This is a genomic window from Streptomyces sp. 8N114 (assembly GCF_052245835.1).
Taxonomy (GTDB): Bacteria; Actinomycetota; Actinomycetes; order Streptomycetales; family Streptomycetaceae; genus Streptomyces.
This window is the reverse complement of record NZ_JBQQBT010000004.1, coordinates 194590-212908: the sequence shown is the minus strand read 5'-3', so window position 1 is coordinate 212908 and position 18319 is coordinate 194590. Positions and strand designations below refer to the sequence as shown.

Below are 18319 nucleotides of genomic sequence, written 5' to 3'. Positions count from 1 at the left end.
GCGCGGGAGGGCGGGCACCGATAGCGTCGTCGGGTGGACGCGCGAAGCAATGCGGAGAGCGGCGACGAGGTGCCGGACGAGCTGCTGTCCCCGGCGGGGCTGGGGCCGTCGGCGCGGCTGGCTGTGGCCGCGCAGTCGCTGGACGGGGGCGGGCCTGTGGCGGTGGGGGTCCGGGCCAACGAGCCGTTCGTGGCGGCGAGCGTGATGAAGGTGCACATTCTCGTGGCGCTGCTGCTGCGCGTACGGGGCGAGTGGGGCGGCCCGGCGCGGGAGGTGACCGCTCAGGAGAGGGCGTGGGCCGCGGCGATGATCGAGCGCAGCGACAACGAGGCGGCGAACGCGCTGTGGCGGGCGGCCGGGGGCGCGGAGGGCATCGCGGCGGCCGGTCGCCTGCTGGGGCTGACCCGGACGCGGCCGGCCGAGGACGGGCGCTGGGGGCTGAGCACGACAACGGCCGCCGACCAGCTCGCGCTGCTGTGCGCCGTGCACGGGAGCGGGCCCCGGCGTGACGTACTCGCGCCGTCGGTACGGCAGTGGGTGCGGGAGCTGATGCGCGGCGTCGTCGCCTCGCAGCGCTGGGGCGTGACGGCGGCCGGGGACGAGCACGCGGAAGCGCCCGAGGTGGCGCCCGGCGAGGTGAAGAACGGGTGGCTGCCACGTACGGCGACCGGGCTGTGGGTGATCAACAGCGTGGGCCGGGTCACCGCCGCGGGCCACCCCTGGCTGCTGGCGGTGCTCTCGGACGGGCACGCCACAGCCGAGGAGGGCATCGCGGCGGTGGATGGCGCGGCCCGCGCCGCGGTTCGCACCCTCATGGACCGCCGGGCAGCCCTGGCCCCCCGCCTGAGCCGGAGCCCGGCACACCGGTGCGGGTCCGCAGCCGGGGCGGGATCCGCGGGGTGAACCCCCGGTGCACGGCGAGGGCCGCGCCGATCAGCAGCGCCCCCAGCAGGGCGGCCAGGATCGCGAACCAGCCGGGTCCGCCCTCGGCGCCGGGCCCTGCCGAGCCGAAGTACTCCTTGCCGTACTTGCCGACCGGCGGCTGCTGTTCCCGCGGCTCGATGTGGGAGCCCATCTCGATGGCCGCCGCCGGGTCCACGACACCGGTGCCGACCGCGTCGCTGCGCCCGCCCTGCGGGGTGTGGCCCGCGGTGTCGGAGATCAGCTCCTTGATCTGCGCGGGGCTCAGATCCGGATGGGCTGCGCGGACGAGCGCCACGGCGCCCGAGGTGAAGGCCGCGGCGGCGCTGGTGCCCCAGCCCTGGTAGTAGGAGCGGTCGGGGTCGGCGATGAGGATGTCCTTGCCGGGCGCCGCCACGGTGGCGTACCAGCGGCGGGTGGAGAACGCGGCCCGTGCGCCGTTGCGGTCGACGGCGGCCACCGCGATCACGCCCGGGTAGGCGGCGGGATAGGAGACGTGGTCGCCGTCCTCACCGCCGTTGCCCGCCGAGGCGACGACGACGGCGCCCTTGCGCAGTGCGTACCGGACCGCGGCGTCCTCGCCGGCGTCGGGGTGTGCGGCGTTGCTGTCGTCGCCCAGCGAGAGGTTGATGACGTCGGCGCCGTGGTCGGCGGCCCAGCGGATACCGTCGGCGAGTGCGGTGTTCCGTTCGCCGCGGGCCTTGGCGCGCTTCGGGTCGGTGTCCTCCAGCAGGACGCGGACCGGCAGGATGCGGGCCTCCGGCGCGATACCGAGTACCCCGTCCCTGCCTCCCTTGCCGTGGCCGTGACCGGCGATGATCCCGGCCATGGCAGTACCGTGCCGGGCCCACGCGCGGTTGCCCTTCTTGGCCCCCATGCCGACCATGTCCTTGCCGCTGCGGACGTTCTTGTGCAGGTCGGGGTGGCTGCCGTCGACGCCGGTGTCGAGTACGGCGACGGTGATACCGCGGCCCTTGGTGGTCTTCCACGCCTCCTTCGCATGCAGGGCTTTGAGGGCCCACTCCTTGCGCTGGAGCCCGGATCCTTCCGCGTGTGCCGTACCGGCGGTGACGGGCGCGAGAGCGAGCAGGGCGCACAGGAGGGTGACCGGGGTGCGCAGTACACGATTCATCCGACCTTGCCCTCGCCTTCCCCGCCCTGGTCCTTCTTGCTCTGGTCCTTCTTTTCCTGGTCCTGGTCTTTCCTGCTCTGGTCCTTCTTGTCCCGGTCCTTCGCCTCGTCGCCGGAGCCGGGCTCCCGCTGGGTCGTGGCCTCCCGGAGCCGGCGCTCGATGAGGTCGGCGATGCCCTGGGCATCGTGACCGAGCCCAGCCTGTGCGGCGGCGGAGGTCTCGCCCTTGCGGGTGGCGTCGTTCGCCGACTGGGGGTCGGTGACGACACGGCCGTCGGCGAACCCCGAGACGGTGTAGACGACGACAGGCGCGTCCCGCAGAACCCGGACCGTCCAGCTCGCCCGCTGTGCGTCGCCGAAGTCGGCGGCGACCGTGCCGCGCGCGGCGTACGGCCGGGGCATCAGATCGGTGCGCTGCGGGAGGTTCTGGGCCGCGAACCGCTCCCGCAGGTCGCGCATGGCGGCCGGGTCGGCCTTGGTGAACATCAGCCCGACCGTGGTGACGCTGCTGGAGGTCTCGTCGGCGTAGGTGGCCCGCACCAACCGGGCACAGCCCACCGGGGCGAGCGCCTTGGTCAGCAGCGGGTCGAAGGCGTGTTTGCAGCCGCTGTCGGGCGCCACCGCGACCCGCGTCCAGCGCCGGTCGGCGCCGCCGGGTCCGGCACCCTCGCCCTTGAGGGTGTGAGGGAACAGCTCGTCGACGGGGATCTCGTGCCAGGCCGCGCGGGCGCCGTCGAACCCCGCGGCCACCGCGGGCCGTTCACCGGCGTCCCCGGACAGCAGCACCCCCGTACCCGCGCCGCCCAGCAGACCGACGCCGAGAACGAGGCAGACGGCGACGACGACCGTACGGGCGGTCAGCGGGGCGTGCCCGCGGGGGCCGGCCGCCGAGGCCAGGCGGAAGCGAACGGCGACGCCCGATGACGGCGTGGAGACCACGGACGGCGGAGGTGGGGGCGCGACCGGCTCGGCGCGGGGCGGTGCTGGGCGCCGGGAGGCCGTGAGGGGTTCACCGGTGGGAGGTGCGGGCTGCGACGGCAGGGCCGGCACCGGGGGGCGGAAGGTGTGCGCGGGGTCGCGGGGGGCGGGGACGGAGGCGCCTTCGGAGCGCTCCGCCACCTCCTCTTCCCTCTCCCTGGAATGTGGCATCTGTGGGCTGGACTCGTCTTCCGGGGTCGGCTCCGCTTCCGGCTCGCGACCCGTCTTCTCGCCCGTACCGGCCGTGCCGCCGGCGACGCCGGGCCCGGTGGTGAACAGTGAGGTGACGGGACGTGGGGGGACGCTCGGACGCGGAGGGACAGCGGGGTGGGGCGGCGCTGGTGGTGGTGCGGGGATGGAGGCGGCCGGGGCCTTGTCGGGAGCGCTGGACGGATGCGGCGGGACAGCGGGACGGGGTGGGGTGGCGGGGCGCTCGGGGACAGCGGCGCGGTCGGCGTCAGTGCCCATGTGCGCCCCCCTTCGCGCGATTCCGCCCCGCACGAACGCCAGGCTGAGCAGGCATGTTCGTCGGGGCCACAGTGAACTGTTCGCCGCGGGCCGTCCGTCACGGCGCGCGGCGTCACTCTACGGTGCAGACCGGGAGGGACGGCAACCCGGCCGAGAAGGCGGTGACCACCATGCCGAGGCGACGCCAGCCACTCCGCCGAGGCGACGGCGGGCACTCTGCCGAGGCAAGGCCAACAAGGTCCCGCGCGGACTTCGGCCGGGCCATCGGCGCCGGTCGCGGCGTTCCGGGGCTGGGCGGCGGCGGGCGCCTCTGGCAAGCTGCGAGGGTGTTCGATACGACTGCCGATCTCGCCGCCGTCCGCGCCCGGTACGACCGGGCGACCGCCCAGCTGGACGCGCCGCTCGCGCTGGTCGACCTGGGGGCGTTCGACGCCAACGCGGACGACCTCGTACGGCGAGCCGCGGGCAAGCCGGTGCGGGTGGCCACCAAGTCGGTGCGCTGCCGGGCGCTGTTGGAGCGCGTGCTGGCCAAGGACGGCTTCAGCGGGGTGATGAGCTACACCCTCGCCGAGTCCCTGTGGCTGGCCGGATCGGGCATCACGGACGTGCTGCTGGCATACCCGTCGGCCGACCGTGCGGGGTACGCCGAGCTGGCGTCCGACCCCAAGCTGGCCGCGGCGGTGACCGTGATGGTGGACGACCCGGCGCAGCTCGCCCTGATCGACGCGGCGCGGGACGGCGGTGCCGAGCGGATCCGGGTCTGCCTCGAACTGGACACCTCGCTACGGCTGTTGGGCGGCCGGTTCCGTGTCGGAGCCCGCCGTTCCCCGCTGCACTCCCCCACCGAGCTGGCCGAGCTGGCGCGTGCCGTCCAGCGGCGCCCCGGATTCCAGCTGGTGGGTGTGATGGCGTACGAGGGCCATGTGGCGGGCGTGGGGGACGCCGTCCCCGGTGCGGCCCTGCGCTCGCGCGCCGTACGGCTGATGCAGGCGGCGGCCAAACGCGAACTGGCGGCGCGCCGCGCCGCCGCCGTCCGCGCCGTCCGTGCGGTGGCACCGGACCTGGAGTTCGTCAACGGCGGCGGTACGGGAAGCGTCCAGCACACGGCTGCCGAGGAGGCGGTGACGGAGATCGCGGCCGGCTCGGGGCTGTATACGCCGCTGCTGTTCGACAACTTCACCTCGTTCACCGGCCGCCCGGCCGCGCTGTTCGCCATGCCGGTGGTGCGCCGGCCCGGGGTGGGCGTTGTCACGGTGCTGGGCGGCGGCTATCCCGCCTCCGGTGCCGCGGGTCCCGACCGGCTGCCCCGGCCGTATCTGCCCGCCGGGCTGCGCTACGACCCCCTGGAAGGGCCCGGCGAGGTGCAGACCCCGCTGCTGGGCCCGCCCGCCGATGATCTGCTGATCGGGGACAAGGTGTGGTTCCGGCACGCCAAGGCGGGCGAGCTGTGCGAACGGTTCGACATGCTGCACCTGGTGGAGGGCGACCGCGTGACCGGGTCCGTGCCCACCTACCGGGGCGAGGGCAGGACATTCCTGTGACCGCACCCCGGGTCCCCCGGGGCGGGACGGTGCCGTTGCTCAGACGGACTCGTTGTTTCCGTCGTCCTCCTCGCCGAGGCCGGTCTTGACGATGCCCTTGCGCAGCTTGTCCAGATCGGAGGCGGGGGGCGACTTCGGGGCGATGTCGGCGCTGCTCCAGAGGGTGAGGATGTCGTCCTTGAGGTGCGGTGAGCGGAAGACGACAGCCTCGACCAAAGCGTCCGGTTCGAGCTTGTTCTCCACCCGCCAGCGGATGCGGTACCCGGGCTGACCGGCGACCGTGACCGCACCGGATTTGACGACCTTGTGCGAGGTGATCCCGCCGTACGCCTTCTTGGAGTACGCCTCCTTGGCGTTCTTGGCCACCTGGAGCTCGGTGGCCTCCTTCAGCGCTTCCTTGCCCTCCCAGCCGCTGGAGACGGGCAGCAGTTGCGCGCCGCCGCGCACGCAGTTGGTGTTCTGACCGGGGCACACGTACTCGGTCTTGTGGCTGACGAAGCTGGAGTCGGGGTTCGCCTGCTCCCACTCCTTCGGAACCGTCAGCCCGACGCCGAGCTTCGGTTCCGGTACCACGTCGCCGGGGGACGTGCTCGGTGACGGGGTCTCCTCGTCCTCGGGCGGAGCGCTTTCGTCCGGCGCCGCGGAGGAGGAAGAGGAGGAAGGGGCCGCCTTCGGCTTCTTGTCGTCCGAGCCGCCGCCCAGCAGCAGTACCCCGCCCACCGCGAGCGCGGCGGCCAGTACGACCGAGCCCACGATGCCCGCGATGAGCTGGCCTCGCCCGGCCCCCGCGCCACCCGGGCCCGGCTGCGGGGGGACGCCCGCGCCGGGCCGGGTGTGGCTGGTCCAGGTACTGCCGTCCCACCAGCGGTCCTGAGGCGGGAGTTGAGGCGTCTGCCCGGGATCGGGGTACCAGCCGGGCGGGGTCGTCATGCTCACGGTCGCACCCTATGGCACATTCGTACGACCCCGAGGGGCGCCCCCGCTACGCCTCCGCGCCGTAGGCGGTGTCCTCCTGGTCCTGGATGATCGAACCGTCGCTCCTGCGCACCGGGCCGAGCGAACCGTCAGGGTTGGTGAAGCCCTCGGTGGCGCACGGGTACGGCTCCTTCTTGCGCGGCAGCGGCTCGATGAACATCGGGTTCACCGCCCAGCGACCGTCGGCGTCGTCGTAGCCCCGGCACATGAGCTCCGGCTTGTTGCGGTTGAGCGCGAGGTGGGTGCCCGTCGCGTCACCGACGAAGGTGACATCGGTGTCCGCGTCACCGCCGCCGATCGCGATGCGGTGCCGCCAGTCCTGCTGCTGCCAGGCCCGGGCGCCCTTGATGCCGAAGATGTCCTGGTTGATGACGCAGCGCTTGCCCTCGATGTAGGGGATCACCTCGCCCTTGCTGCGGGGCATGCCGCCGCAGCCCTCGGTCCAGGGGGTGATCCTGCCGTGCTCGACGACGCTGCGGATGGCGAGGGTGTGCTTGCGGTCGATACCGACGCCGCTCGCCCACTCCTCCGCCACCGGCTCGGAGCCCGCGGAGACGATGTAGACGTCGAACCCGGCCTTCTTGAGCGTACGGAGGAGATCCTTCTGCTGCTCGTAGTAGCGGCTGTAGGCGGGCACTGTGTGGGTGCCGACCTTCTGCTCGCTGCCGACGGGCGCCGCCAAGGCTTCGTCGCGGGCGGCCCGTGCGTAGTTGCGGAGCTCAGCGACTGTGTGCCCCGCGAAGAGTTGTGGGACCCACGCGTATTCGGGAACGGTACGCCGGTGGTTCCAGTTCCCCGCGAACGCCTTCTCGCCGCTCATCGTCTCGGCTTCGCCGCGCACCTGGAGGATCTCGTCGGCGCACGCGGCGTTGCTGGACGTGGGGAGGGGGTGCCCGACCGGTACGTCGGTGCCGCACGCCTTCGTGAGGGCCCGGTCGGCGGCGGGGGTGAGCCACTTGCTGGTGTCCGCCCAGTTCTCGGGGCGCAGGATCTTGTCGTGCTTGAGGGCCCAGGCGATGGTGGCGTCGGTCGAGTCGTTCTTGACGATGGTGTTGTCCCAGTCGAACGCGGCCACCGGACGGTCCCCGTGCTTGCCGCCCCGCCAATGGGCGGAGCACTTTCCGCGCTCGTCGATGGTGCGTTGGAGCTTCGCTCGGTTGTCGCCGTGCCAGGTGAGGTTCGCCGAGAGTTGCGGGCAATCGCGTGCCCCGTCTTTGTGAGTGCTGTCCGCTTGGGCGGGGCCCGGTGTGAGGGTTGCGGCGAGGGCCGCGGCCATGATGACAGTGGTCAGGACGGATCTGCTACGCATCTTTGGCGCCTCTCCTGATGATCGACAGTTACTTTGTGTACGTTACATCCATTGGGGTGGGACATTTTGTTTGGGGGGAAACGGGGCGGGGGCGGGGGGTGGGGGGAAGACCCCCCAACCCCCGGCCCTCAAACCACCGCCGCCCCACCCACCCGTCAGAAGGCTGGGCCCTCAAGCATTGGAGGCGGCGCTCACAGAGGCGTGACGTAGGCGCCCGCAATACCGCCGTCGACCAAGAACTCCGCGGCGTTGACGAAGGAGGCGTCATCGCTGGCGAGGAACGCGACCGCCGAGGCGATTTCGTGTGCCTCGGCGAACCGGCCCACCGGCACGTGGATCAGGCGCCGCTGCGCCCGCTCAGGGTCCTTGGCGAAGAGTTCTTTGAGGAGGGGGGTGTTGACCGGACCGGGGCACAGCGCGTTGACCCGGATGCCCTCGCGGGCGAACTGGACGCCGAGTTCGCGGGACATGGCAAGCACCCCGCCCTTGGATGCGGTGTAGCTGATCTGCGAGGTGGCAGCGCCCATCACGGCCACGAACGAAGCCGTGTTGATGATGGAGCCCCGGCCCTGCGCCCGCATGTACGGCAGTACCGCCTTGCAGCACAGATACACCGACGTCAGGTTGACGTGCTGCACGCGCTGCCAGGCGTCCAGTCCGGTCTCCAGGATGGAGTCGTCGTCGGGCGGCGAGATGCCCGCGTTGTTGAAGGCGATGTCGACGGAGCCGTACGTCTCGTTCGCGGTGCGGAAGAGCGCCTCGACCTGTTCGGGGTCGGTGACGTCGGCCTGAACGTACAGGCCGCCGGTCTCCGCGGCGGCGGCCTCCCCGCGCTCGTCATCGACGTCGGCGCAGACGACGTGGGCTCCCTCGGAGGCGAGGCGGCGGGCGGTCGCAAGACCGATGCCGCTGCCCGCGCCGGTGACGACGGCCGTACGCCCGACCAGGCGACGGCACACAACAGTCTCGGAGTCGGTGGCGCTCACTGGCTCTCCTCGGTGCTGATGAAGACGTTCTTCGTTTCGGTGAAGGCGGCAAGCGCGCCGGGGCCGAGCTCGCGGCCGAGTCCGGACTGCTTGTAGCCGCCGAAGGGGGTGGAGTAGCGCACGCTGCTGTGCGAGTTGACGGAGAGGTTTCCGGCGGCGACGCCGCGGGACACGCGCAGGGCGCGGGCGCTGTCGCGGGTCCAGATGGAGCCGGAGAGCCCGTAGTCGGTGTCGTTGGCGAGCCGAACCGCCTCGTCCTCGTCGTCGAAGGGGATGACGACGGCGACGGGGCCGAAGACCTCTTCGACGGCGGCCCGCTCCCCCGCCGCGCCGGCCAGCACGGTGGCGGGGTACCAGAAGCCGGGGCCCTCTGGGACGGTGCCGCGGATGAGCGCGGGTGCGTCCTCGGGTACGTATCCGCGCACCCGCTCCCGGTGGTGGGCCGAGATGAGCGGGCCCATGGCGGTGGTGCTGTCGGCGGGGTTGCCGGCCCGGAAGGCGTGCACCTCCGGCTCCAGGAGTTCCAGGAACCGGTCGTGGACGGTGCGCTGGACGAGGATACGGCTGCGGGCGCAGCAGTCCTGGCCGGTGTTGTCGAGGAAGGAGCCGGGCGCGGTGGCCGCCGCGCGCTCCAGATCGGCGTCGGCGAAGACGATGTTGGGGCTCTTGCCGCCGAGTTCGAGGGTCACGCGCTTCACGGACGCCGCGCACTGGGCCATGATGCGCTTGCCCACGGCGGTGGAGCCGGTGAAGACGACCTTGGCGACGCGCGGGTGCTCGACCAGCGCGGTACCGGTGACGGGCCCCTCGCCCGGCAGTACCTGGAACAGCCCCTCGGGCAGCCCGGCCTCCAGCGCCAGCTCGGCCAGCCGCAGCGCGGTCAGCGGGGTGGTCTCGGCGGGCTTGAGGAGCACCGCGTTACCGGCCGCCAGCGCGGGCGCGGTGCCCCAGGCGGCGATCGGCATGGGGAAGTTCCACGGCGCGATGACGGCGACCACGCCCAGTGGTTCGGCGAAGGTGAGGTTGACGCCGCCGGCCACCGGGATCTGCTGCCCCGTCAGCCGCTCGACGCCGCCCGCGGAGTAGTCGAGCAGGTCGCGGACGTTGCTCGCCTCCCAGCAGGCGTTGCTCAGCGGGTGCCCGGCCTCGCGCATCTCCAGGACGCCGAGCTCCTCGATGTGCCCGTCGACAACGGAGGCGAACCGGCGCAGCAGCCGGGCCCGGTCGGCGGGCGGCAGCGCGGCCCAGGCGGTCTGCGCCGCGGCGGCCCGGCCGACCGCACGGTCGACCTCCTCGGGCGTGGTGACGGGGACGGTGGTGATCAGCTCCTCCGTCGCCGGGTTGACGACTTCCAGCTTTTCGGCCGGTGGTGCGGTGGGTTCCTCTTGCTCGTGCTGCACTGCGGTGAAGTCCTTACCTGCGCTCGGAAGACTTACATGTGATGACTTACATGCGTTCGAAGGAGCGGTAGCGCTCCCAGTCCGTCACAGCGGTGTCGAAGGCCCGCTGTTCCACCCGGGCCATATTGAGGTAGTGGTCCACCATTTCGTCACCGAACGCGGCGCGGGCCAGCGTGCTCTCCTGCCACAAGGCGGCGGCCTCGCGCAGGGTGGTGGGTACGTGCGCGGCGTCACCGGTGTAGGCGTTGCCGGTGCAGGGCGCCGGGAGTTCCAGTTCGTTGTCGATGCCGTGCAGCCCGGCCGCGATCATTCCGGCGACGGCGAGATAGGGGTTGACGTCGCCGCCCGGTACCCGATTCTCGAAGCGGTGCCCGTGGCCGTGGCCGATGACGCGCAGCGCGCAGGTGCGGTTGTCGGGTCCCCAGGCGACGGCGGTGGGGGCGAAGGAGCCGGGCTGGAAGCGCTTGTAGGAGTTGATGTTCGGCGCGTACAGCAGGGTGAACTCCCGCAGCGCGGCGAGCTGTCCGGCCAGGAAGTGCCGCATCAGGGGCGACATCCCGTGCTCGCCCTCGTCGTCGGCGAGGACGGCGCCGCCCTCCTCGTCGCGCAGCGAGAGGTGGATGTGACAGGAGTTGCCCTCGCGTTCGTCGTACTTGGCCATGAAGGTGAGCGCCTGGCCCGCCTGCGCGGCGATCTCCTTGGCGCCCGTCTTGTAGATGACGTGCTGGTCACAGGTGGTGAGCGCGTCGGCGTAGCGGAAGGCGATCTCGTGCTGGCCCAGGTTGCACTCGCCCTTGGCCGACTCGACGACCATGCCGGCTGCGGCCATCTCGTTGCGGATCCGGCGCAGCAGGGGCTCGACGCGTCCGGTGCCGAGGATGGAGTAGTCGACGTTGTACTGGTTGGCGGGGGTCAGGCCCCGGTAGGCGCTGTCCCAAGCCTGTTCGTAGGTGTCCTGGAAGACCATGAACTCCAGCTCGGTGCCCACATACGCGTGCCAGCCGCGCTCGGCGAGCCGGTCGAGCTGACGCTGGAGGATCTGCCGCGGCGAGGCGACGACGGGCGAGCCGTCGTGCCAGGCCAGATCGGCGGTGAGCAGCGCGGTGCCGGGGTTCCAGGGGATGCGGCGCAGGGTGGCGGTGTCGCCGTGCATGGCGAAGTCACCGTAGCCGCGCTCCCAGGAGGACATCTCGTAGCCGTCGACGGTGTTGAGTTCCACGTCGACGGCGAGCAGGTAGTTGCATCCTTCGGTGCCGCCGTCGAGTACGTCGTTGAGGAAGTAGGGCGCGGCGAACCGCTTTCCCTGGAGGCGCCCTTGCATATCGGTGAAAGCCAGGACGACGGTGTCGATCTCGCCCGCGTCGACGAGTCTCCTCAGCTCGGACACGGCGAGCGATGGTGTGCGGTCTGCCACGAGTGGGCCTCCTGTCGGTCCGCGGAAGCCATAAGGTAGCCGTGCAGACCTTTGAAAAGGAAGAGGGTCTGCGAAGTCTCCGAAATGGGAGGGGGTTCTATGCCGGAGGACGACAGGCTGGCCACGATCCTGCGCACCGTACACGCGGGCAACGGCTTCGAAGAAGCGCTGGAACAGATCCTTCAGATCGTCCGGCTGGGCCTGGTCGCCGAGGGCGAGCGGCTGCCCGCCGAGCGGGAGCTGGCCGAACGGCTCGGCATCAGCCGCGTCACCCTGCGCGAGGCGCTCAAAGTGCTGGCCGAACAGGGCGTGGTGGAGAGCAGGCGCGGCCGGTACGGCGGCACCTTCGTACTCCCCCAGCCGGTCAACGGCGAGACCGAGGACGCAGCACAGGGACGGGTACGGCTGCCGGCCGGGGCGCCGGACCTGGCCGACACCCTCACCTTCCGCGAGGTCCTGGAGGCGGGCGCCGCCGAGCTGTGCGCCACCCGCGGACTGTCCGCGGCGGAGGCCGCCCGGCTGCGGAAAGCGCTGGACGCCACCCGTGAAGCGACACCGGGCGACTACCGCAGACACGACACGCTGCTGCATCTGACCCTGGTGGAGCTGGCCGGCTCCCCCTCACTGACCGCGCAGTACGCCGCTGTACGGGCCAAGCTCAACGATCTACTGAACCGCATCCCGCTGCTGGTACGGAACCTGGAGCACGCCCAGCAGCAGCACGCGGCACTGGTGGCCGCCGTACTGGAGCGGGACGGCGAGGGCGCCCGGGCCATAGCCCGCGAGCACTGCGCGGGTACGGCCTCACTGCTGCGGGGATTCCTGACGTAGGGCGGATACGGGCACGGAGGACGGCCCGTCCGGTATGTCCTCTATGGCATGCAATGCCGCTTGCGGTTACAGCTCCTTCACGCACAAGGGTTGCGCCCGGCCGCCTCCGGCCACAAAGGTATGCCAGCACACCAATGGATGACGGCGGGAGTGTGGCACATGACCGAACAGTCCGAGTCCCCCACCCGGGACGGCACCCCGAGCACCTCGGGCACCCCGGACGCCCAGGCGGCACGGCCCGATCCGGACGCGGCCTATCTGGAGCGCCGTACGCTGCGGCGCGGCAGCGCCGGTCCCCTGCTGCTGACCGGGCTCGGGGTCGCCTACGTCGTCTCCGGCGACTACTCCGGCTGGAACGCGGGCCTGGCCGAGGGCGGCTTCGGCGGACTGGCCGTCGCCGCCGTGCTGATGGGCCTGATGTACACCTGCATGGTCTTCGCGCTGGCCGAGCTGTCCGCGATCCTGCCCACGGCAGGCGGCGGATACGGCTTCGCGCGGCGCGCCCTGGGCCCGTGGGGCGGCTTCCTGACAGGTACCGCCATCCTCATCGAGTACGTCCTCGCACCAGCCGCCATCGTCTGCTTCATCGGCGACTACATCGAATCCCTCGGCCTGTTCGGACTGGAGTCCAGCTGGCCCGTCTACCTGGTGTGCTTCGCCCTCTTCATCGGCGTACACCTGTGGGGCGTCGGCGAGGCACTGCGCTTCTCGCTCATCGTGACCGCCATCGCGGTCGCGGCGCTGCTGGTGTTCGTCCTCGGCGCGCTCACCGAGTTCCACACCAGCGCGCTGAACGACATCCCGGTGGACCACGGCGCCTTCGGCTCCGGCTCCTGGCTGCCGTTCGGCGTCCTAGGCATCTGGGCGGCGTTCCCGTTCGGCATGTGGTTCTTCCTCGGCGTCGAGGGCGTACCGCTGGCCGCCGAGGAGACCCGCGATCCGGCCCGTACGCTGCCGAAGGCCATGGCCTGGTCGATGGGCATTCTGCTGCTGCTCGCGCTGCTCACCTTCGTCACCGCCACCGGGGCGCGCGGCTCGGCAGCCATCCAGGACGTCGGCAACCCGCTGGTCGAGGCCCTGGAGCCGGACGGCAAGGCCACCGCGCTCTCCCGCGTCGTCAACTACGCGGGGCTGGCCGGTCTGGTCGCCTCGTTCTTCTCCCTCATCTTCGCCGGCTCCCGCCAGCTCTTCGCCCTCTCCCGGGCGGGCTACCTGCCCCGCTTCCTCTCCCTTACCAGCCGCCGCAAGGCGCCCTACCTCGGCCTGCTGCTGCCGGGAGCGCTGGGCTTCGCCCTCGCCGCGAGCAGCGGAGACGGCGCGACGATGCTGAACATAGCGGTCTTCGGCGCCACCATCTCCTACGCGCTGATGTCGCTCTCCCACATCGTGCTGCGCAAGCGTGAGCCTCACCTGGACCGCCCCTACCGCACCCCGGGCGGCGTACTGACGTCCTCCGTCGCCCTGGTCCTGGCCCTCGCAGCGCTGGTGGCCACCTTCCTGGTCGACAAGCAGGCAGCATTGATCGCCCTGGCCGTCTACGCGGTCGCGATTGCCTACTTCGCCCTCTACAGCCGCCACCGACTGGTGGCCGCGGCCCCTGAGGAAGAATTCGCGGCGCTGGCCAAGGCGGAGGAGGAGCTACGCGACTAGGGGTTGCCCGGCGGTGTCTTGCGGCGCCCTCCCCTGCTCTGGGAAGGGGGTGCCCTTGCCCGGCCGCCGCAGGCTGCGGCTTCATCGTGGCTGGTCGCGCAGTTCCCCGCGCCCCTGACGGGGCGCGTCTCCCCCATGCCGGGTACGCAAGATCCGCCGGGCCGGCCGTAGGCCCTCGCGGCGTAAAGGAGAAGACATGGCACCACCCCTCATCGGCATCACCACCTACCTCGAAGCCTCGGCCCGCTGGGGCGACTGGCACCTGCCCGCAGCGCTCCTGCCGGCCGGCTACCACCGCATGGCGCAGCAGGCCGGCGCCCGCGCAGTGCTCCTCCCGCCCGACGACGACCCCGCGGCAGCAGCGGAGACCCTCTCCCGCCTCGACGGCCTCGTCACGGCGGGCGGCCCCGACATCGACCCGCCCCGCTACGGCGCCGACCGCGAGCCGCGCACCGGTCCCGCGTACCCCGAACGCGACGCCTGGGAGCTGGCCCTCACTCACGAGGCGTTGGCCCGACGCGTTCCTCTGCTGGCCGTCTGCCGGGGCATGCAGATCCTCAACGTCGCGCTGGGCGGCAGCCTCGTCCAGCACATGCCCACCACGGAAGCGCACCGCGGCGCCCCCGGCGTCTTCACCCCGCACGACGTCGCCCCTGTCCCCGGCACCCTGCTCGCCAAGGTGCTGGAGGACGAGGCGACCGTCTCCGTACCGACGTACCACCACCAGGCGGTGGACCGGCTCGGCGAGGGCCTCGTCGCCGCCGCCCACGCAGCCCACGACGGCACCGTCGAAGCCCTCGAACTCCCGGGCGCCGTCGGCCACTTCGTACTGGGCGTCCAGTGGCACCCGGAGGCAGGTGAGGACCTCCGGCTGATGCAGGCCCTGGTCGGCGCGGCGGCATCCGGCGTCAGCGGGTGAGGGCCAGCAGCTGACGTGCGGGCCCCGTGGGTCTGGACCCGCGGGGCCAGACAGCCCGCAGCGCGCGGCCGAGTTCGGGCCCCGCCACCGCGACCTCGGTCAACCGCCGCGCTGACAACTCCTCGCCCACCGCCAGTTCGCTGAGCACGGCGGGGCCCGCGCCGCTGACCGCCGCCGCCTTGACGGCCGTGGTGGAGGCGAGTTCCAGCAGCGGCGGCGCCAGCCCGCCGTGTTCGGCGAGCGCGGCGTCGAGGACCTGCCGCGTACCGGAGCCCGGCTCGCGCAGCACCAGCCCGGTGGCGGCCAGTTCGTGCAGCCCGACCGGCTTGCGGCGCCGGGTCCACGGGTGCCCGGGGGCCGCGACGACGAGCAGCCGGTCGCGGGCGATGACGGTACCGTCCAGCCCGGGCGGCACCCCCAGCCCCTCGACGAAGCCCAGGTCGGCCTCCGTGTCCAGGACCATACGGGCCACGGCCGCGCTGTTGCCCGCGCGCAGCGAGACGGCGGTGTCCGGCCGCTCGGTCCGCAGCGCGATCAGCCAGCCGGGCAGCAGATACTCCGCGATCGTCATGGAGGCCGCGACGGTCAGCCGGGAGTCGCGGCGGTCGCGCAGCGCACTGACGCCCGCGTCGAAGGACTCGGCGGACTCCACGATGCGCCGCGCCCAGTCGGTGACCAGCACGCCGGCTGCCGTCAGCCGCGAGCCGCGGGGTGAGCGCTCCAGCAGGGTGACGCCCAGCATCCGTTCCATGGAGCGGATACGGCCGCTGGCCGCGGGCTGGCTCACGCCCCTCTCGCGGGCAGCGCGTCCCAGGCTGCCGAGCCGGGCGACGGCCAGCAGCAGCTCCAGCGCCCCCAGGTCCGGCACCCGGTGTGCCAGGCCACCGGGCACACCCTCCGTATCGCTCATAGGTTCAGCTTATGCCCTCATAGGGGCAGGCTCTCTGGCCGTCGGGCCCGTCCGGGACGAGCGTGAGTACATGACCGCATCCGTACGCGCCACCACCGGCGCCCCGACCCCTGCCCCGCCCGCAGCACTGAGCCCTTCCGCCCCCGCCCGGCTGCGCGCGCTGGGCCCGAACTGGTACGCGGCGGTGATGGGCACCGCCATCGTCCCCGCCGCCGGCACCACGCTGCCCGTCCGCCCGCCGCACGCCGTGCTGGAGGGCGTATGGACGCTGGCGGCGGCGTTGCTGCTGGTGCTGCTGGTGGCCCGCGCCGGGCACTGGCTTCGGCACCGGGACCGGGCCCGCGCCCAGCTGCTCGACCCGGAGGTGGCCCCGTTCTACGGCTGCCTGGCGATGGCGCTGCTGGCCGTGGGCGGCGGGGCGCTGGCGCTCCGGGTGCCGGGGGCCGTGGGCATCGATGCGGCGCTGTGGACGGCCGGTACGGCGGTGGGGCTGGTGGCGACGGTGGCAGTGCCGTATCTGATGATCGCCCGGCATGACGTGCGGCCGGGCAGCGCCAGCCCGGTGTGGCTGCTGCCGGTGGTGGCGCCGATGGTCTCCGCAGCCCTCGGCCCGCCGCTGGCGGCGCAGCTGCCCGCGGGGCAGCCGAGGCAGACGATGCTGCTGGGCTCCTTCGCGCTCTTCGGGATGAGCCTGCTGGCAACACTGCTGATCCTGCCGCTGGTCTTCGCGCGGCTCCTGCACGACGGCCCGTTGCCGGTGCCGATGACGCCGCTGCTCTTCCTCGTCCTCGGCCCGCTGGGGCAGTCGGCGACAGCGCTGGGCAACCTCGCCGACGTCGAGCCCGGCTCCTTCGGGGCCCTGTCGGTGCTGTACGGGGTGCCGGTGCTCGGTTTCGCCCTGCTGTGGCTCGCGCTGTCCGCCGCGCTGGTGGTGCGGGCCGCGCGGCAGGGGATGCGATTCTCCCTGACCTGGTGGGCGTTCACCTTTCCCGTCGGCACCTGTGTGACCGGAGCCGCGGCAGTGTGGCGGCACACCGGCGCCGATGCCTTCGGCTGGCTGGCGACAGGGCTGTACGCACTGCTGCTGGCCGCCTGGGCCACGGCTGCCGTACGGACCTTGGGCGGGCTGATCAGCGGAGCCCTGCTCGCGGCGCGGTAGCTGAGAACCCGTGGAGTTCGGCGAAACCCTGCTCCGCGTCCGGATCTCGGTCACGAGGAGAGGGGCCCCGGCCGATGCCGGAGCCCCCTCGTCTACTTGCCGCTCTCCCACGGCCGGCCGACGGCGCCCTCACCCTCGGCCAGCATCGCCATCATGGTGAACAGCTTGTCGGAGAAGCCCCCGATCTCGAAGCGGTTGGGCCGCGAGGTGTCCAGCGCGGACGGCGCGTACCCGGAGGTGTTGACGCCGAACACCGGCACGGAGGCCGGTACCGCGTCGGAGACCGAGACGCCGCGCGCCTCGTTCCCCGGGTAGTGGAACGCCTGCATGTCCGAGACGATCACGACCCGGTCGTGGCCGTCGTAGGTCGCCCGCAGCGCCGCCACCGTCTCCGTGCCGTACCCGACCTCCCCCAGCCGGGAGCGGAACGCCTCGATCGCCGGGAGCACCGAGCCGCCCCGGGGCAGCTCGTGCCGGAAGTGCCCGTTGGCGAACCCGTACATCTCCACCTGCTCACCACGATGTGCGAGCGTGGCGCCGAACAGCGCGCCCACGTCCGCATGGGTGACGCTGGAGCGTGCCGAGACCGAGCCCTGCATGGAGCCCGAGGAGTCGACGAGCAGCAGCGTACGGCCGGGCAGCGACGGGACGTTCGCGGTGGAGGCGGCGAGTGCCTGCTCCAGCGCGTGCGCCCAGCGCAGCGACGGCGCGGCGCGGTACGCGGACAGGAAGCGGTACGGGAACTGCCGAGAGCGGGCGATCTGCTCCGGGTCCCGCAGCCGGTCGAGGACCTGCTGCGCCGCCTCGTCCGAGACACCCGCGCGGTCGAAGTTGCGCAGGTTGCGCAGCTGCGCCATGAGCCCCATCGAGGGCAGCACGGCCTCCCACCCCGCCGCGTCCATCGGGCCCTGGAGCCAGCCCGCCAGTGCCTCCCAGGTCATTCCGGCGCGGGCGAGAGCGGCGGGCCCGTCCGGCTGGGTGGGCACGTACTGCCGGTCGACGGCGGGGACCGCCATCAGCTCGGCGCGGGCCGCCACCGTCGGCAGTGCCTCGGGGATCTGCGCGTCGCGGCCGTGCCTGCGGTCGATCGCGTGCCGGAACAGCTCGCCCTGCCACGGCTTGTCGGGGTCGGGCGCGGCGTGGATCAGCTCCAGTACGTCGCCGAACCGAAATGCGTGGCTGTCGGTGTCGTACTTCAGCAGCGCCTTCTCGTTGTAGAGCCGGCGCACCGCGTCGCCGAGGCCCCGCTTGACGGGCTTGGGAACGGCGCGGCCGAACGTGGCCGTCCAGTAGGCCAGGAACTCGCCCGGCTCGTCGGCGCGTCGGCAGGAGGCGGCCACGATCTCGCGGTTGTCGCCGTGCCTGCCCTCGGCCAGCCGCGCCCAGACGGCGTGTGCGGCGGCGACCAGCGAGGCGGACCGCATCTGCGCCTCGTCACGCAGCCACGCCACGAAGCGGGCCGTCCAGGGGCCGTCCTCGACGGCGACGGTGTGCACGAGGTCCGCGTACCGGTTGTCGCGGTCGGCGGCCGACTCGTAGAAGGTGTCCTCACCGACCATGTTCACCACGGCGAGCAGTACGAGCTCGGACTTGGCATCCCGTACGTACGCCTTGCCGCCCTCGTGGGTGACGGTGAGCGCGTTGCGCGCATGCGTGTGCTGCTTGTTGAACTTGCTCATGATTCCCCCGAATTGCCTTCACAGTGCGTGGAACGGCATGCGCCTCGG

15 protein-coding genes are annotated in these 18319 nt (G+C 72.4%); 6 read left to right on the top strand and 9 right to left on the bottom strand.

The annotated features are described in order from the left end of the window. Window positions 1-33: 33 nt before the first annotated feature. On the top strand, window positions 34-903 hold the full coding sequence (locus ACTWQF_RS11750) for a serine hydrolase (RefSeq protein ID WP_443279199.1): 870 nt from the start codon (window positions 34-36) through the stop codon (window positions 901-903). Here ACTWQF_RS11750 and mycP read toward each other — a convergent pair. Beyond that, window positions 812-2053, bottom strand: coding sequence for a type VII secretion-associated serine protease mycosin (gene mycP / locus ACTWQF_RS11745; RefSeq protein ID WP_443279197.1), 1242 nt, complete (start codon window positions 2051-2053; stop codon window positions 812-814). The two genes, ACTWQF_RS11750 and mycP, sit on opposite strands and share 92 nt — an antisense overlap. Beyond that, window positions 2050-3498 (bottom strand): hypothetical protein, encoded by a 1449-nt coding sequence (locus ACTWQF_RS11740; protein WP_443279196.1) that lies wholly within the window; start codon window positions 3496-3498, stop codon window positions 2050-2052. The genes mycP and ACTWQF_RS11740 overlap by 4 nt, the downstream gene beginning before the upstream one ends. 326 nt (window positions 3499-3824) lie before the next feature. On the opposite strand from ACTWQF_RS11740, the gene ACTWQF_RS11735 reads away from it, so the two are divergent. After that, window positions 3825-5039 (top strand): amino acid deaminase/aldolase, encoded by a 1215-nt coding sequence (locus ACTWQF_RS11735; RefSeq protein WP_443279194.1) that lies wholly within the window; start codon window positions 3825-3827, stop codon window positions 5037-5039. 39 nt (window positions 5040-5078) lie between these two features. Here ACTWQF_RS11735 and ACTWQF_RS11730 read toward each other — a convergent pair whose 3' ends face one another. The 5 genes from ACTWQF_RS11730 to ACTWQF_RS11710 form a co-directional block, all read right to left on the bottom strand. Then, the gene (locus ACTWQF_RS11730) at window positions 5079-5969 is read right to left on the bottom strand and encodes a DUF2510 domain-containing protein (protein ID WP_443279475.1); all 891 of its coding nucleotides are present in this window, start codon (window positions 5967-5969) and stop codon (window positions 5079-5081) included. A gap of 52 nt (window positions 5970-6021) precedes the next feature. Further along, on the bottom strand, window positions 6022-7323 hold the full coding sequence (locus ACTWQF_RS11725) for an HAD family hydrolase (protein ID WP_443279192.1): 1302 nt from the start codon (window positions 7321-7323) through the stop codon (window positions 6022-6024). A gap of 191 nt (window positions 7324-7514) precedes the next feature. Beyond that, complete coding sequence (locus ACTWQF_RS11720) at window positions 7515-8309, bottom strand: 3-oxoacyl-ACP reductase (protein WP_443279190.1); 795 nt, start codon at window positions 8307-8309, stop codon at window positions 7515-7517. After that, on the bottom strand, window positions 8306-9709 hold the full coding sequence (locus tag ACTWQF_RS11715) for an aldehyde dehydrogenase family protein (protein WP_443279189.1): 1404 nt from the start codon (window positions 9707-9709) through the stop codon (window positions 8306-8308). The genes ACTWQF_RS11720 and ACTWQF_RS11715 overlap by 4 nt, the downstream gene beginning before the upstream one ends. A gap of 46 nt (window positions 9710-9755) precedes the next feature. After that, a complete protein-coding gene (locus tag ACTWQF_RS11710) occupies window positions 9756-11123 on the bottom strand; it encodes a glutamine synthetase family protein (protein WP_443279188.1) in 1368 nt (455 codons plus the stop codon). 99 nt (window positions 11124-11222) lie between these two features. Between ACTWQF_RS11710 and ACTWQF_RS11705 the strand changes: the two genes are divergently transcribed. The 3 genes from ACTWQF_RS11705 to ACTWQF_RS11695 all read left to right on the top strand — a co-directional run bounded on the left by ACTWQF_RS11705 (window position 11223) and on the right by ACTWQF_RS11695 (window position 14523). Beyond that, a complete protein-coding gene (locus tag ACTWQF_RS11705) occupies window positions 11223-11954 on the top strand; it encodes a FadR/GntR family transcriptional regulator (RefSeq protein ID WP_443279186.1) in 732 nt (243 codons plus the stop codon). A 159-nt stretch (window positions 11955-12113) separates the two neighbouring features. Further along, window positions 12114-13604: an ethanolamine permease gene (gene eat / locus ACTWQF_RS11700; RefSeq protein WP_443279185.1), complete on the top strand. Its 1491-nt coding sequence runs from the start codon at window positions 12114-12116 to the stop codon at window positions 13602-13604. Between the two features lie 196 nt (window positions 13605-13800). Then, window positions 13801-14523, top strand: a complete 723-nt coding sequence (locus tag ACTWQF_RS11695; protein WP_443279183.1) for a gamma-glutamyl-gamma-aminobutyrate hydrolase family protein — start codon at window positions 13801-13803, stop codon at window positions 14521-14523. Here ACTWQF_RS11695 and ACTWQF_RS11690 read toward each other — a convergent pair. Continuing rightward, window positions 14513-15433, bottom strand: a complete 921-nt coding sequence (locus tag ACTWQF_RS11690) for a LysR family transcriptional regulator (RefSeq protein ID WP_443279181.1) — start codon at window positions 15431-15433, stop codon at window positions 14513-14515. The genes ACTWQF_RS11695 and ACTWQF_RS11690 overlap by 11 nt on opposite strands. Before the next feature lie 70 nt (window positions 15434-15503). Here ACTWQF_RS11690 and ACTWQF_RS11685 point away from each other — a divergent pair, with 70 nt between their 5' ends. Further along, window positions 15504-16592, top strand: coding sequence for an SLAC1 family transporter (locus ACTWQF_RS11685; RefSeq protein ID WP_443279180.1), 1089 nt, complete (start codon window positions 15504-15506; stop codon window positions 16590-16592). A gap of 92 nt (window positions 16593-16684) precedes the next feature. On the opposite strand, the gene ACTWQF_RS11680 is transcribed toward ACTWQF_RS11685, so the two are convergent. Continuing rightward, on the bottom strand, window positions 16685-18271 hold the full coding sequence (locus ACTWQF_RS11680) for a TROVE domain-containing protein (RefSeq protein WP_443279178.1): 1587 nt from the start codon (window positions 18269-18271) through the stop codon (window positions 16685-16687). Between the last annotated feature and the right edge of the window lie 48 nt (window positions 18272-18319).

Coding starts and splice junctions, on each gene's coding strand:
- ACTWQF_RS11705 (WP_443279186.1), top strand. CDS start 11,223: ATGCCGGAGGACGACAGGCTGGCCACGATCCTGCGCACCGTACACGCG.
- ACTWQF_RS11680 (WP_443279178.1), bottom strand. CDS start 18,271: ATGAGCAAGTTCAACAAGCAGCACACGCATGCGCGCAACGCGCTCACC.
- ACTWQF_RS11740 (WP_443279196.1), bottom strand. CDS start 3,498: ATGGGCACTGACGCCGACCGCGCCGCTGTCCCCGAGCGCCCCGCCACC.
- mycP (WP_443279197.1), bottom strand. CDS start 2,053: ATGAATCGTGTACTGCGCACCCCGGTCACCCTCCTGTGCGCCCTGCTC.
- ACTWQF_RS11695 (WP_443279183.1), top strand. CDS start 13,801: ATGGCACCACCCCTCATCGGCATCACCACCTACCTCGAAGCCTCGGCC.
- ACTWQF_RS11685 (WP_443279180.1), top strand. CDS start 15,504: ATGACCGCATCCGTACGCGCCACCACCGGCGCCCCGACCCCTGCCCCG.
- ACTWQF_RS11690 (WP_443279181.1), bottom strand. CDS start 15,433: ATGAGCGATACGGAGGGTGTGCCCGGTGGCCTGGCACACCGGGTGCCG.
- ACTWQF_RS11730 (WP_443279475.1), bottom strand. CDS start 5,969: ATGACGACCCCGCCCGGCTGGTACCCCGATCCCGGGCAGACGCCTCAA.
- eat (WP_443279185.1), top strand. CDS start 12,114: ATGACCGAACAGTCCGAGTCCCCCACCCGGGACGGCACCCCGAGCACC.
- ACTWQF_RS11725 (WP_443279192.1), bottom strand. CDS start 7,323: ATGCGTAGCAGATCCGTCCTGACCACTGTCATCATGGCCGCGGCCCTC.